General features: G+C 69.2%; 12 protein-coding genes. 11 read left to right on the top strand and 1 reads right to left on the bottom strand.

Translation table 11 applies throughout. From position 1 onward, the window contains the following. Positions 1-91: 91 nt before the first annotated feature. Positions 92-1600 (top strand): GTPase ObgE, encoded by a 1509-nt coding sequence (gene obgE, locus BM394_RS06915; RefSeq protein ID WP_092976252.1) that lies wholly within the window; start codon positions 92-94, stop codon positions 1598-1600. Further along, positions 1597-2733: a glutamate 5-kinase gene (gene proB, locus BM394_RS06910; RefSeq protein WP_092975564.1), complete on the top strand. Its 1137-nt coding sequence runs from the start codon at positions 1597-1599 to the stop codon at positions 2731-2733. Before obgE ends, proB begins: the two co-directional genes overlap by 4 nt. A 377-nt stretch (positions 2734-3110) precedes the next feature. Here proB and BM394_RS06905 read toward each other — a convergent pair whose 3' ends face one another. After that, a complete protein-coding gene (locus BM394_RS06905; protein WP_245780025.1) occupies positions 3111-5225 on the bottom strand; it encodes a RecQ family ATP-dependent DNA helicase in 2115 nt (704 codons plus the stop codon). A 300-nt stretch (positions 5226-5525) separates the two neighbouring features. Here BM394_RS06905 and BM394_RS06900 point away from each other — a divergent pair, with 300 nt between their 5' ends. From BM394_RS06900 to BM394_RS06855, 9 genes are all read left to right on the top strand, one after another. Then, on the top strand, positions 5526-6149 hold the full coding sequence (locus BM394_RS06900; RefSeq protein ID WP_092975557.1) for a TetR/AcrR family transcriptional regulator: 624 nt from the start codon (positions 5526-5528) through the stop codon (positions 6147-6149). 163 nt (positions 6150-6312) lie between these two features. Beyond that, positions 6313-7512 (top strand): cytochrome P450, encoded by a 1200-nt coding sequence (locus tag BM394_RS06895; protein WP_092975554.1) that lies wholly within the window; start codon positions 6313-6315, stop codon positions 7510-7512. Positions 7513-7640: 128 nt separating this feature from the next. Continuing rightward, positions 7641-7862, top strand: coding sequence for a ferredoxin (locus tag BM394_RS06890; RefSeq protein WP_092976248.1), 222 nt, complete (start codon positions 7641-7643; stop codon positions 7860-7862). A gap of 129 nt (positions 7863-7991) precedes the next feature. Further along, positions 7992-8615: a nicotinate-nucleotide adenylyltransferase gene (nadD, locus tag BM394_RS06885; RefSeq protein ID WP_092975551.1), complete on the top strand. Its 624-nt coding sequence runs from the start codon at positions 7992-7994 to the stop codon at positions 8613-8615. Between the two features lie 175 nt (positions 8616-8790). Beyond that, positions 8791-9201 (top strand): ribosome silencing factor, encoded by a 411-nt coding sequence (gene rsfS, locus BM394_RS06880; protein WP_092924353.1) that lies wholly within the window; start codon positions 8791-8793, stop codon positions 9199-9201. Next, positions 9198-9812: a histidine phosphatase family protein gene (locus BM394_RS06875; RefSeq protein ID WP_092975548.1), complete on the top strand. Its 615-nt coding sequence runs from the start codon at positions 9198-9200 to the stop codon at positions 9810-9812. The genes rsfS and BM394_RS06875 overlap by 4 nt, the downstream gene beginning before the upstream one ends. Before the next feature lie 40 nt (positions 9813-9852). Then, positions 9853-10767 carry a DegV family protein gene (locus BM394_RS06870; RefSeq protein WP_092975545.1) on the top strand — a complete coding sequence of 305 codons (915 nt, stop codon included), beginning with the start codon at positions 9853-9855 and terminating at the stop codon, positions 10765-10767. A gap of 243 nt (positions 10768-11010) precedes the next feature. Then, the gene (locus BM394_RS06860; RefSeq protein WP_245780024.1) at positions 11011-11862 is read left to right on the top strand and encodes a ComEA family DNA-binding protein; all 852 of its coding nucleotides are present in this window, start codon (positions 11011-11013) and stop codon (positions 11860-11862) included. 7 nt (positions 11863-11869) lie between these two features. Next, on the top strand, positions 11870-14251 hold the full coding sequence (locus BM394_RS06855) for a DNA internalization-related competence protein ComEC/Rec2 (protein WP_092976242.1): 2382 nt from the start codon (positions 11870-11872) through the stop codon (positions 14249-14251). The last annotated feature ends 207 nt before the right edge of the window (positions 14252-14458 follow it).

The raw sequence follows: 14458 nt of genomic DNA, 5'->3' as shown, positions 1-14458 counted from the left end.
CGATCCGCTTTCGGGCACACACTTGTTTTCCGCGAGGGGCGGGTCCGGTCCGTGCACCGTGACCCGCCCCTCGCTTGGTTTCTCCCCGGTCCTGGAGGTTTTCGTGTCGCGCTTCGTCGATCGCGTGACGATTCATGTCGCCGCAGGTGACGGAGGTAATGGTTGCGCCTCGATCCACCGGGAGAAGTTCAAGCCACTGGGGGGGCCGGACGGCGGCAACGGGGGCAAGGGTGGTGACGTCACGCTCGTGGTGGACTCCGGGGTGCACACCCTGCTGGACTTCCACTACCGTCCGCACGTCACCGCGACCCGCGGTACCCAGGGCCGCGGCAGTATGCGCAACGGCGCCGCCGGTGCGGACCTGGAACTGCCGGTTCCGGAGGGAACCGTCGTCTCCACTCCCGACGGGGAGGTACTGGCCGACCTCGTCGGTGAGGGCACCAGGTTCGTGGTCGCCAGTGGCGGCCGAGGCGGACTGGGCAACGCCGCGCTCATCTCCAGGGCCCGCAAGGCTCCCGGCTTCGCGCTGCTGGGCGAGCCCGGCCAGCGGCAGGACGTGGTGCTGGAGCTGAAGTCGGTAGCCGACGTTGGGCTGGTCGGGTTCCCCTCGGCCGGCAAGTCCTCCCTGGTGTCGGTGCTTTCCGCCGCCAAACCCCGCATCGCCGAATACCCGTTCACCACGCTGACCCCCAACCTGGGTGTGGTGAGCGCGGACGACAAGGTCTTCACCGTCGCCGATGTTCCCGGGCTCATTCCCGGTGCCAGCGAGGGACGCGGCCTCGGGCTGGAGTTCCTGCGGCATCTCGAACGGTGCGCGGTGCTGGTCCACGTGGTCGACTGCGCGAGTTTCGATCCCGAGCGCGACCCGCTCTCCGACATCGACGCGCTGGAAAGCGAGCTGGATCGCTACACCCCTGCCCTGAGCGAGGAGCAGGGCGCGGTTGACCTCGCCGAACGACCGCGACTGATCGTGCTGAACAAGATGGACATCCCCGACGGCCGCGCCATGGCCGATCTGGTTCACGAGCAGGTGCGCGAACGCGGTTGGCCGGTGTTCGAGGTCTCCACCGCCACCCACGACGGGCTCCGGGAACTGCGCTTCGCCCTGGCCGAGGAAGTGGAGCGGTTCCGGGCGAGCCTGCCCGCCCCCGAGCCCAGCCGCCCGACGGTGCGGCCGAAGGCCGTCGACAGCGGGGGTTTCACCGTGGAAGCCGATCCCGAAGAGCCCGACGCCTACGTGGTGCGGGGGGACAAGCCCGAGCGGTGGGTGATGCAGACCAGCTTCGACAACGAGGAGGCCGTCGACTACCTGTCCGACAGGCTGGCCAAACTCGGCGTCGAGGAGGAACTGGCCAGGCAGGGGGCCCAGCCCGGCAGTCAGGTCACGATCGGTTCGGTCACCTTCGACTGGGAACCAACCACCCCGGAGGGCAACGCCGCCGTGCGTGCCACTCGTGCCGGGGGACAGCCCCGAACCTCGGCCGACCAGCGCAAGGCCGCCAAACGTGCCCGACGTACCGGGACGACCGACGAGTCCGGGCACCCCATGGCCGAGTACGACACGATCGAGGACTCCGACGACGAGGACGACTCGCTATGAGTTCCGGTGAACTCGCCGCCCTGACATCTCCGACCCGGAACGCGATCTCGGCGGCGCGCCGGGTCGTGGTCAAGATCGGTTCCTCCTCGTTGACCACGGCCGAGGGCGGTCTCGACGAGAACCGTCTGACGGCTCTGGTGGAAACCGTCGCCGCACGAATGGCGGAGGGCAGTCAGCTCGTGCTCGTCTCCTCCGGAGCCATCGCGGCGGGAATCGCTCCGCTGGGGCTGGGGAAACGGCCCAGGGATCTGGCCACCCAGCAGGCTGCCGCCAGCGTGGGGCAACAGGCGCTGGCACACGCCTACGCCGCCTCGTTCGCGAGGTTCCGACTCACCGTGGGACAGGTACTGCTGACCGCCGACGACGTCGTCCGCAGGGCGCACTACCGCAACGCGCACCGCACGCTGCACCGGTTGTTGAACCTCGGTGCCGTCCCGGTGGTCAACGAGAACGACACGGTCGCCACCGCCGAGATCCGCTTCGGTGACAACGACCGGTTGGCCGCGCTGGTGGCCCATCTCGTCGGTGCCGACGCCCTGGTGCTGCTCTCCGACGTCGACGCGCTCTACGACGGCGACCCGCGTGACGGTGCGGCCGGTCCGGTTCGCGAGATCTCGGCGGCGCGGGACCTGGAAGGGATCACAGTCGGGGCGAGCGGAGCCTCCGGGCTGGGGACCGGCGGGATGGCCTCCAAGGTGCAGGCCGCCCGGGTGGCCTGTTCGGCCGGTATCCCCGTCCTGCTCACCTCGGCGGACCTGGCCGGCGACGCTCTCGGGAAGGCCGACGTGGGCACCGTGTTCGCGGCGACCGGACCGCGGTTGTCGGCGCGACGTTTCTGGCTGGCACACGCAGCTGGAGCGCAGGGCAGGCTGCACCTCGACGAGGGAGCCGTTGACGCCGTGCTGCGGCGACGGCGTTCCCTGCTGAGCGCCGGTATCACCGGTGTCGAGGGGGCGTTCGAGGGCGGCGACGTCGTCGAGCTGGCGGGACCCTCCGGCGCGGTGGTGGCACGCGGCGTGGTGTGCTTCGACGCCGCCGAGCTGCCCGACCTGATCGGCCGTTCCAGCCACGAGCTGCCGTTCGAACAGCGGCGTGAGGTCGTGCACGCCGATGACCTCGCCCCCCTCACCTGAGGTGTTTGTACGGTCATCTCGGTTTGCGTACGTGTTCGGGTGGCGGAACCTCTGGCACGGCTCTCGCTGCGGGGAGGCCCGACTTCGGGTAGCGGCCTACACAACGTCGGGCCTTCCTCGCGAGAGCCGCACCGGAGAACCCGCGGCGGTGCCGACTGCGTAAGTGGTAGGAGTCCGGCTTGCGAGGGGGTTCGGCCTGCGGGCGTGGTGAGAGCTCAGCCTTGCGTCGATGGCCCGGCGATTTCGTGGGAAATTGACGGAGCCGGAGCCACACCACCGCGGCGTCGATTTCGCGAGAAATCGCCGCGCCCCTCAAAGGCGCCGTCGGAGGTTCCGCTACCTGAGTATCTCCGGCGATGAGCCCGACTAAAGTCCCCTCACGTGCTGGCGAGGGTCAGGGGGAGCACCCCGGACGCGCCGGACTCGCGCAGCATGCGGGCCACCACGGTGAGGGTCCATCCGGTGTCGGCGTAGTCGTCCACCAGCAGCACCGGCCCGCCGAGATCGGCGAGGGGGACTTCCTCCGGCAGGCTGAACCGTGACCACAGCCCGGCCAGCCGCCGTGCACTGTTGTGACTGCGTCGCGGTGTCCGAGTCGGATCGTGTGCCACGTGACCGAGCAACCGTAGCCTGCCGATGGTGGCGATGCGCTCCGCCAGCCCGGAAACCAGCATCGGTCGCGAGGACGATCCCACGGCCACGACCCCCACCGGTCGTTCCTTCCACTCCCATTCGGCGAGCACCCGTACACAGGCCTGCACCAGCTCCTCCGGAACCTCGCGATCGGAAGTGTCCGGACGCAGCAGCTCGCGCAGCTTGTCACCCCACCCGATGTCGCTCAGCCTGCCGAGCGCACGTCCCGGTTCGTGCTGTTCGGCCGGTGGGATCTTGCCCGAGACGGGGATCCCGACCTCCCGCATCCCGTTCGGCCACATCTTGCGGGGGCTCAGCGTGATCCCGGCGCGTTCCAGTCGTTGCCGGGCGGACTCGGAGGTGTCCGGGCTCACCTCGGTGGAGTAGACCGTTCCGGTGCAGTTGTCACAACGTCCGCACGGTGCGGCGTGGGGATCGTCCAGCTCGGCACGCAGGAACTCCATGCGGCACTTCGTGGTTCGCTGGTACTCCAGCATCGACTGTTGTTCGACCTCTCGCTGCCGCGCGATCCGTTCGTAACGTTCGCTCTCGTAGGACCACTCGACGCCGGTGCTGGTCCAGCCGCCCTTCACGCGCCGCACCGCGCCGTCCACATCGAGCACTTTGAGCACCATCTCCAGCCGGGACCTGCTCAGCTCCACGTGCGGTTCCAGCGCGGCGGTGGCGAGCGGTTTGTCGGCGCTCTCCAGGGTCGCCAGTACCGCGCGCACGGTGTCCTCGCCGGGGAAGGTCAGTGAAGTGAAGTAGTCCCAGATCCGACGGTCCTCGTCACCGGGCAGCAGCACCACCTCGGCTCGTTCCACACCGCGCCCGGCGCGGCCGATCTGCTGGTAGTAGGCGATCGGGGAGGCGGGTGCGCCCAGGTGTATCACGAAACCGAGGTCCGGTTTGTCGAAGCCCATACCCAGTGCCGAGGTCGCCACCAGTGCCTTGACCTCGTTGTTCAGCAGTGCCGACTCCGCTGCGGCCCGCTCGTTCGCCTCGGTGCGCCCGGAGTACGAGCTGACAGCGAAACCGCGGTCACCCAGGAAGTCCGCGACCTCCGCAGCGGTGGACACCGTCAGGGTGTAGATGATCCCGGAACCGGGAAGTCGTTCGAGGTTGTCGGCCAGCCACGCCAGGCGTTCCCGGGTGGAGTGCAGCGGGACCACGCCGAGCCGCAGGCTCTCGCGGTCCAGCGAGCCGCGCAGCACCAGCGGGGTGTTGGGAGCGTCCGAATCCTCGGTGACCCCGAGCTGCTCGGAGACGTCGTGCACCACCCGGTCGTTGGCGGTGGCGGTCGTGGCCAGCACCGGCACCCCGTCGGGCAGCTCGGTCAGCAGGGTCCGCAGTCTGCGGTAGTCGGGCCGGAAGTCGTGCCCCCAGTCGGAGATGCAGTGGGCTTCGTCGACCACCACCAGACCGGTGTTGCGGGTGAGTTCCGGCAGTACGTTGTCCCTGAAGTCGGGGTTGTTCAGTCGCTCCGGGCTGACCAGCAGTACGTCCACATCGCCGACGGCGACTTCCTCCTCGATCGAGGCCCACTCCTCCTGGTTGGCCGAGTTTATGGTGGCGGCGTGCACCCCCGCAGCGGCGGCGGCCTCGACCTGGTTGCGCATCAGCGCCAGCAGTGGGGAGACGATGACGGTCGGTCCTTCGCCCAGGTCGCGCAGCAGGGCCGTGGCCACGAAGTAGACGGCTGACTTGCCCCAACCGGTCCGCTGCACCACGAGGGCCCGACGCCGCTCCAGCACCAGGGCGCGGATGGCGCTCCACTGGTCCTCGCGCAGCGTGGCCGTCGGTCCGGCCAGCGCACGGAGGTGTTGTTCGGCCATTTCTCGAAGCGCCTGTTCGTCCACGGGCCGATTCTTACCGAAACCCGCTGTCGTCGGGTTAACGGGTGGGTTGCCGTCCATCGTCCGATGGCTTCTCGGGTGTCATCGGATCGCCCGCGACACCCACGCGCCTCGTGGGCACGCCGTACGACCGTCGAACACGCGGCGGACGACCGAGCGGAGCGATAGGGTACCGAAAAGCACGGCTGACCGTGTGAGGTGACCACGAATCGGACACTGCTGAAGTGTTCCTCGCCTCACTCCTGTGTTGTAGTGGGCCGTGTCACGATTTCCGGCGTTCGGTGAGTTACTTCCGGTGATCGGATGAGCGTGTCGGCACCGTCTCGGGAGGCGGGTTTGTGCGAGGACCGGCAGCCACGGCGAAAGCGCGATCCGACGGCGACCAGGACGGCGCTGTTGCGCGCGGCGGGCGAACTGTTCGCCGAGCGCGGTTTCGATCAGACCACGGTCCGCGAGGTCGCCGCGCGTGCCGAGGTCAACCAGGCACTGTTGTTCCGGTACTTCGGTTCCAAGCAGGAACTGTTCGCCGAGGTGCTCAGTCACAACAGCGAGGCCCTGCTGCGGAACGGCCCCGCGGCGGAGTTACCGCGTCGCATCCTGGAGAGCGTGCTCTCCGAGCACACGCGTTCCGGTGCCGAGCACACGCTGGTGGCCCTGCTGCGCTCCCTCAGCGACGAGCGGGCGGCCACGTTGTTGCGCGACGAGCTGGGTGGTTCCTACTCGGAGCGGCTGGCCTCGCTCACCGACGCCCCCGATGCCGAGCTGCGTGCCGACCTCGTGCTGGCCTGGTTCTTCGGTGTGGGCATGATGCGATCCGTACTGCGCAAGAGTCCGCTGGCCGAGGCCTCGCCCGAGGTGATCGTCGACTACCTGATGCGTGCCGTTCCGCTGCTCCTGGAGCGGAACGCGTCTTCCGACGACGAGTGACCGATGTTCTCCGGTCGTTCCGGAGTGTACTCCCGAGCGCGGGTACTTCCGGGCGATGGGTGCTTCCGTTACCTGTTCGGCGGAATGCGTGGCACGGTCCGGGCTCTTACTATGCGGATAGTAAGCGGTTGCTTACTTGTCGTCTCGTGTGCGGGAGCCGAGCATGACCACCATCGACCCGACGCCGCGAACCTATCCGTTCAGCGCGCCCGACAGGCTGCGCCTGGACCCGTTCTACGCGGAACTGCGCAAGCAGGAACCGGTCTCACGGGTGCAGCTTCCCTACGGCGAAGCGGCATGGCTGGCCACCAGATACTCCGATGTGCGCACCGTCTTCGCGGATCCGCGGTTCAGCCGCGCGGCCACGGTGGACAAGGACGAGCCACGCGCGCGCCCGATCCCGCAGCAGACCGGCATCCTGACCATGGATCCACCGGAGCACACCAGGCTGCGCAAGCTGGTGGCCAAGGCGTTCACCGCTCGCAGGGTCGAGCAGCTGCGACCCCGCGCACAGCGGATCGCCGATGACCTGAGTCGGGCCATGCGGCGCGACGGGCCCCCGCTGGATCTGGTCGAGGAGTTCGCGCTGCCGCTGCCGATCACCGTGATCTGCGAACTCCTCGGGGTTCCCTACGAGGACAGAACCGACTTCCGGGTCTGGTCGGACGCCTTCCTGTCCACGAGCAAGCTGTCCGAGCAGCAGGTCAACGACTACATCGGACAGATGCGCGCCTACATGGCCGGGTTGGTCGAGCAGCGGCGGGAGCATCCCGCCGACGATCTGCTCAGCGCGCTGATCCAGGCGAGGGACGAACAGGACAAACTCTCCGAGACCGAACTGCTGGACCTCTCGGTGGGGCTGCTCGTGGCCGGACACGAGACCACGGCCACCCAGATCCCCAACTTCGTCTATGTGCTGCTGACACATCCCGAGGAACTCGACTGGCTGCGTGCCGATCCGGAACGGATTCCCGCGGCCGTCGAGGAACTCATGCGGTTCGTCCCGCTGGGGGTGAACGCGGCCTTTCCACGTTATGCCCTGGAGGACGTCGAGCTCGGTGGTGTACTGATCCGCGCTGGTGAGCCGGTCCTGGCCAGCCTCGCTTCGGCCAATCGGGACGAGTCCGTCTTCGAGGATGCCGACCAGCTCGACCTGCGACGCGACTCCAACTCCCACATCGGCTTCGGGCACGGGCCGCACCATTGCCTCGGAGCGCAGTTGGCGCGGATGGAACTGCAGGTGGCGTTGGGCACGTTGCTGCGGGACTTCGAGGATCTGCGGCTCGCGGTGGACGAACCGGATGTCTCCTGGAAGACCGGGATGCTGGTGCGCGGACCGAGAAATCTCCCGGTGACTTGGTGATCCGGTGACGGTGCCCGCCGTCCGGAGTCCGGCGGATCCTTCCGTCGGACTCTCCGGGCAGGGGACGAGCCGTGGGACGAACACGCGGAACCGGTGACGTCAGCGCCGGAAACGTGAAAGGTGATCGGATGAGTTGGCAGGTAGAGGTCGACGGCGAGACGTGTATCGGCTCGGGAATGTGCGCCGCCATCGCCGAGGAGCACTTCCAGCTGGTCGACGGTGTCTCGCGCCCGTTACGAACGGACACCGAACCGGATGACGACGTGGTGGACGCCGCCGAGTCCTGCCCGGTGGAGGCGATCCGCGTTCGCGACGCACAGTCCGGCCGCACGTTGGCACCCGAGCCGTGACCGGGGCGCCTTGCCGAGGGGTTTCACGCCGCGACCCGCGGGTGATCGTGCGCCGTCCCCGGTGGGGTCAGTCACGGCACGGCGTCCTTCCGGGATCTTTCCGTCGCGTGGCGACTATGCTGGGGCACCATGTCGCGTCCTCGCCGAATCGGCGTCATGGGGGGAACCTTCGACCCCGTCCATCACGGCCATCTCGTCGCAGCGAGTGAGGTGCAGGCCCAGTTCGGCATGGAGCAGGTGCTGTTCGTGCCGACCGGGCAGCCCTGGCAGAAGGGCCACGAGGATGTGAGCTCGGCCGAGGACCGCTACCTGATGACGGTGATCGCCACCGCCTCCAACCCGCGGTTCTCGGTCAGCAGGGTCGACATCGACCGCAGCGGGCCGACCTACACGATAGACACGCTCTCCGATCTGCGGCGGCAGTACCCCGACGCGGAGTTGTACTTCATAACCGGGGCGGACGCGCTGGAGCAGATCCTCTCCTGGCACCGGGTGGACGACCTGTTCGATCTGGCGCACTTCATCGGAGTCACACGTCCGGGGTACTCCCTGGACGACGAGCACCTGCCGCGTGGTTCGGTCAGCCTGGTCGAGATCCCCGCCATGGCCATCTCCTCCACCGGATGCAGGCAGCGCGTCGCGTCCGGTCTGCCGGTCTGGTACCTCGTTCCGGACGGAATAGTCCAGTACATCAGCAAGCGAGGTCTCTACCGCCGTTTCGGGCAGTCACCGGCGCAGGAGTGGGGACCGTAGGCGGCCCGGGCCGAGCGTTACGCGTGCGGCGGGCAACCGGTCCGGCCCTCTCCCACTCGTCCGGCACCTCGCCCGCGGCGACCGGTACGGTCCGGTGGATTCCGCCCGTCGAGCGGGGGACGGTTATCCTCGTTCGGAGTACGGGTGGCAGACCGTGACCACCGAGAGGAGCGATGTGGCAGCCAGTGAGAACGCCCGCAGTTTGGCGTTGGTGGCCGCGCGGGCGGCTGCGGACAAGAAGGCCGAGGAACTGCTTCTGCTGGACGTGTCCGACCGACTGATCATCACCGACTGCTTCGTGATCGCCTCCGCTTCCAACGAGCGGCAGGTCGGAGCGATAGTCGAAGCGATCGAGGAGAAGATGCGGGCCGCGGGGACGAAACCGGTTCGCAGGGAGGGCACCCGGGAAGGACGTTGGGTGCTGCTCGATTTCGTCGACGTCATCGTGCACGTGCAGCACTCCGAGGAGCGCGCCTTCTACGAGCTGGAACGGCTCTGGAAGGACTGCCCGGTCATCGAGTTCGACCACGACGGTGCTCCCGACGACTCCGCCGAGCAGCACAGCGAAGAGGGCAGTCAAGCGTGACCCTGCAACGGCTGGTGCTCTGGCGGCACGGCGAGACGGACTACAACCTGGCGGGGCGTATCCAGGGGCACCTCGATTCCGAGCTCACCGAACTCGGGCTGGAACAGGCCAAACGCACCGCGCCGCTGGTGGCGGGGTTCGGGCCCGAAGCGGCGGTGAGCTCGGACCTGCGTCGTGCCAGCACCACAGCCGCGGCGTTCGCCGAGGTCACCGGGCAGGAGGTCCGGCTGGACAAGCGGCTGCGCGAAACCCACCTCGGGCAGTGGCAGGGACTCAGCGGCGCCGAGGTCGAGCAGGGGTGGCCCGGGGCGATGGGTACGTGGCGCACCCAGCCGACCTTCGCGCCACCGGACGGCGAAACCAGGGTGGCGGTAGCCGAGCGCGCCTACGAGGTGGTGTGCGAACTCGACGAGGCCGTGGAAGGCACGGCGCTGCTGTGCGCGCACGGCGGTCTGATAACAGCGCTGACCGCCAGACTGCTGGGGTGGCCGACCGAGATCTGGTCCAGCCTCGGCGGGGTGGGCAACTGCGGTTGGGCCGTGCTCTCCCGCAGCACCCTCGGCAAGCACGGTTGGCGGCTGACTACCTACAACGGCGGGTTCGTCGAATGACACTCCCCCGGATCGCTCGTGGTTCTCGGCGGAGCCCGCGTTGAGCGTCGCCGTGGTCACCGATTCGACCGCGTACCTGCCCGCGCGACGGGTCGAGCACTACGGCGTGCGTGTGGTTCCGCTGCACGTGAGCACGGAGGCCGAGCAGTACAGCGACGAGACCTCGTTCGGTCCGGGGCGCCTGACCGAACAGCTGCGCCGCGGCAGGCGTGTCACCACCTCGGGGGCGACGGTTGCCGAGTTCGCCGCCGCCTACCGCGCGGCGCTGGACGCGGGAGCCGAGGGTGTGCTCTCGATCCACCTCTCCGGTGAACTCTCCGGCACGGTGGATGCCGCTCGTACCGCCGCGCGTGAAGTGGCGCCCTCGGTCATCAACGTGGTCGATTCCCGCTCCGTGGCCATGGGGTTGGGATTCGCCGTGCTGGCTGCCGCGGAGCTGGCCGTGGGAGGCGCCGGATTGCACGAGGTCACCGAAGCGGCCGAGCGCGTCGCGGCACGCGGGACCATCCTGTTCTCGGTGCAGACGCTGGAGTACCTGCGCCGTGGCGGACGCATCGGCACCGCCTCCGCCCTGCTGGGAACGGCGCTGGCGATCAAACCGCTGCTGCGGCTGCACGACGGCGTGATCGACGCCGCCGAGAAGGTGCGGACCACCAGTGCGGCCGTGCGAAGGCTGGAGCAACTGGCCGTCGAGGCGGCCACGACCGAGTCCACGCGGCAGTCTCCCACCGGTGATCCGCGCCGACCGGCGCTGGCCGTCCACCACTTGGCGGCGCCGGGACGGGCCGAGACGCTCGCCCGAAATGTCCGAGGGCGACTGCCGGGGTGCTCCGACTGCGTTGTTTCCGAGGTCGGAGCCACCATCGGAGCCCACATCGGACCGGGCTCGGTGGGGGTCGTCGTGTTGCCCGACGGGTGGAGTGCTGCCACCGGCAGCGCACCTTTCGACGACTGATCGGAATTTTCCGCCCGGGTTGTCGGGACGCTCGCTCGGCGGAACCCAAAAGTATGGCCGGGCAGCGATCCGGGCACGGCGCCCCGCGGCGCGTTCCGATTTTCCACATCGCCTCGCGGCACTCGGCTCCACCTCGTATCGTGCGGCTCGCCGCGTGCGTGTTTGTCCACAACGCACTCGGCTGTCCACCGAAGGCGTTCTTCGGTGTTCCCGGCGGGTGCACCGCCGGTTAGCTTCGCCGGTATGCCCGATCTTTTCCGGTCCGACGGATCGTCCCCTTCGGAGGAACGAATCGTCACCGCGGCCACTGACGAGCTTTCCCCGGCCCGTCGACGGCTGCGGCAGCTGATGGGTTCCGAGAACGGAACCTCCGAGTCGCGCTCGGCGGTCGATACGGCGGAGACCGCCGAGACGACGGAAAACCGTGAGACGCCGGGGGCCGGGGACCGGGCGCGGCGGTGGTTGCCCCGAACACCGCGCGAGGTGCTGCTGGATCCGGGCCGAGCGGGATGCCTCGGTGTGGTTCTCGCCGCGGTGATCGGCTGCGCAGTCCTGCTGGTGGGCCGCGATTCCGAGGGCGGGACCACGGCGGTTCCGTCGACTCGGATTCCCGCTCCGGGACCGGCAGCGGTGACCGATGCGGCCGCTACCTCCTCCTCCGAGGCCGAGCTGGTGGTCAGCGTGGTGGGCAGGGTGCACGAACCGGGTCTGGTGACACTGGCGGCGGGATCCCGTGTCGCCGACGCGCTGCGAGCTGCGGGAGGTCCGTTACCCGAGACGGACACCCTGGCGTTGAACCTGGCACGGGAACTGTCCGACGGGGAACAGCTCTACGTCGGGGTCCCGGTACCGTCACGCGCCTCGAAGCCGGCACCGGACGGCTCCACCGCCGCCGACGAGTCCTCGAAGGTGGATCTCAACCGAGCCGACGAACAACGGCTGCGGGAGCTGCCCGGCATCGGTCCGGTCACTGCCGGGGCGATCCTGCGCTGGCGTTCCGAGAACGGTGGATTCGAGTCGGTGAGCCAGCTTCGCGAGGTCGACGGGATCGGGACGGTGCGGTTCTCGCGGTTGCGCGATCTGGTCCGGGTGTGAGGTGGTGATGACCGACCGGGCAGACCCGGGCACTGCCGCGTCGGCGGCTCGCCCGCTGGACCTCCGATTGGTGCCGGCAGCGCTCGGAGTCTGGGGCGCGACGCTGGTCGGGTTGCACACCGGTTGGGTCGCCGCCGCCCTGTTGGCGTGCTGCTGTGCCACGACCGCAGCGGTGTGCCTGTTCCTCGCGGGCCGGAGATGGGCGATCGGGGTGATCGTGTGCTCGGTTCTGGTGGGAACCGCCGGTTTCGGGCTGGCAGTGCGATTGCGGCCCCTCGAGGATCACCCGCTTCGGGAAACCGCCTCCCGGGGAGAGAGCGTACGGCTGCGTGTCGAACTCACCGAACGCCCCACACCCGTGAGCGGTGCCTCGGCCGGGGGCGGAGGTGGGCTCGGGGAACGGTCGGTGGTGCGTGCCTGGATCCGCGCGGTACGACAGGGGGAGAGGTGGCGCGCGGAGTCCGGTTCGGTGCTGTTGCTGGTGCCCGCCGAATCCTGGGGCGAGCTGTTGCGGGGACAGCGAGCCACCACCACCGGTTCGGCGCTCCGTCCGCGTGGAGCCGATCTGTTGGTCATCGTTCTCGCGGTCCACCAGCCGCCGGAGAACGTGACTCGGCCGCCCGTGTCACAACGGTTCGCCGAGCGGCTGCGTGCGGGGCTGCGCGACGTTTCCGAGTCCGTACTCTCCCCACGCGCCGAAGGACTGCTTCCCGGCCTGGTGGTGGGGGACACCAGCGGGTTGCTCGACACGGTCCGCCGTGATTTCGGCAGGGCGGGGCTGACCCATCTGACCGCGGTGTCCGGTGCGAACCTGGCGATAGTCTGCGGTGCGGTACTGCTGCTGCTCCGCGCGATGCGTGCTCCACCGCTCTTGGCCGCGGGCTGCGCGGGGGTAGCGCTGGCGGGATTCGTGGTTCTCGCCGGGGGCGAGCCCAGTGTGCTGCGGGCGGCCGTCATGGGGGCGCTCGGGCTGCTCGCGCTCGCGCTGGGGCGTAACGGAACGGCACTGCCCGCGCTCGCGGGCTGTGTGATCCTGCTGCTGTTGTGGCAACCCGAGCTGGCCGTGAGCCCCGGGTTCGCGTTGTCGGTCGCGGCCACGGCCGCCCTGGTGCTGCTCGCCCCGACATGGTCGGGGTGGTTGCGGCGGCGTGGGGTGCCCCTCCGGTTGGCCCAGGCGCTGGCGGTGCCCGCCGCCGCGCAACTGGCCACCGCGCCGCTGGTGGTCGCCCTTTCCGGAGAGTTCAGCCTCGTCGGCGTCGTGGCGAACGTGCTGGTCGATCCGGTGATCGCGCCTGCCACGGTACTCGGGGTGATGGCGACGCTGCTCGCTCCCTGGTTCTCCCCGCTGGGGGAATTCCTGGTGCTGCTGGCCGTTCCGGAACTGGAGTGGGTGCTGCTGGTTGCCCGGTGTGCCGCGAGCTTCTCGCTGGCGACGATCCCGTTGCCTTCCGGGGCTCCGGGGGTACCGCTCGTGGTCGCCCTGGTGGCCGCGATCCTGCTGCTGCTCCGGTTCCGCACCGGCAGGATGTTGTTGGGCGGTTCGCTGCTGTCCGTGCTACTGCTGTTGGTCACGATCGGGCTGCGGCCCGGGGGTTGGCCCGTGACCGGTTGGGGCGTCGTGGCCTGTGACGTCGGGCAGGGGGACAGCCTGGTACTGGCCACCGGAGTACGCGGTTCCGCCGTCGTGGTGGATACCGGTCCCAGCGCCGCCCTGGTCGATCGGTGTCTCGACCGCCTCGGGGTGCGGCACGTGCCGTTGCTGGTGCTCACCCACCCGCACGCCGATCACTACGCCGGCATCTCCGGAGTGCTGGTGGGACGCGAGGTCGATGCGGTGGCTACGGGAACGTCTCGTCCGTCCAGCTGGTCGGACACCGACGTTCGACGACGTGCGCGCGACAACGACGCGCACCTGGTGCGGCTGTCCGCGGGGCAGCTGATCCGCTGGCCCGCTCTGGCGATCGAGGTGCTGGCACCGGCAGGGGACGCCGCGCCCGTGGCGGCGGAACGGGTCAACGACGCCTCGGTGGTGCTGCGGGCGAACACCCCGGCAGGGCGGGTACTGCTGACCGGCGACATCGAACTGGCCGGGCAGCGCGAGCTGCTCTCGGCGGGTGTTCGGCTGGACGCGGAAGTGCTCAAGGTACCGCACCACGGTTCCCGGTACACCAGTGACGAGTTCCTCCGGGCGGTCTCCCCACGGGTGGCGCTGATCAGCGTGGGGCACGGGAACGACTACGGGCATCCCAGTGACGGGATCGTCACGACGCTGCGTGGCCTCGGGGCCGTGGTACGCCGCACCGATCGTCGTGGCGACATCGCAGTGCTGGGCGGAAACCTCGGAATGCGGACCGCCAGCACCGGCGACCCGTTCCGCCCCGACGACTGAGCGTCAATCCCGGGGCGGGATGTGGCCGAGGTCGCTACCCGATGTCGGGCCTCCCGCAGCGAGAGCGGTGCGAGAGGTTCCGCCACGCAGTGCTTCGACAACTCCGGCAGCAGGCTCGGAACGGCAGAACCCCGGTCGCTGAGGTGGTTCGATTGCGAGGCAGGGCCGCTCGCCGCGTAGCGGCCTACTCAAGAGCGGCCCAACGCG

The organism is Actinopolyspora lacussalsi subsp. righensis (assembly GCF_900116555.1).
Lineage (GTDB): Bacteria > Actinomycetota > Actinomycetes > Mycobacteriales > Pseudonocardiaceae > Actinopolyspora > Actinopolyspora lacussalsi.
The sequence above is the reverse complement of the archived record's forward strand: the minus strand, read 5'-3'. Positions and strand labels throughout refer to the sequence as shown.

Bases quoted from the DNA above. Each gene is read 5' to 3' on its own strand.
- proB (WP_092975564.1), top strand. From the start codon at position 1,597: ATGAGTTCCGGTGAACTCGCCGCCCTGACATCTCCGACCCGGAACGCG.
- BM394_RS06900 (WP_092975557.1), top strand. From the start codon at position 5,526: ATGAGCGTGTCGGCACCGTCTCGGGAGGCGGGTTTGTGCGAGGACCGG.
- BM394_RS06895 (WP_092975554.1), top strand. From the start codon at position 6,313: ATGACCACCATCGACCCGACGCCGCGAACCTATCCGTTCAGCGCGCCC.
- BM394_RS06890 (WP_092976248.1), top strand. From the start codon at position 7,641: ATGAGTTGGCAGGTAGAGGTCGACGGCGAGACGTGTATCGGCTCGGGA.
- nadD (WP_092975551.1), top strand. From the start codon at position 7,992: ATGTCGCGTCCTCGCCGAATCGGCGTCATGGGGGGAACCTTCGACCCC.
- BM394_RS06860 (WP_245780024.1), top strand. From the start codon at position 11,011: ATGCCCGATCTTTTCCGGTCCGACGGATCGTCCCCTTCGGAGGAACGA.
- BM394_RS06855 (WP_092976242.1), top strand. From the start codon at position 11,870: ATGACCGACCGGGCAGACCCGGGCACTGCCGCGTCGGCGGCTCGCCCG.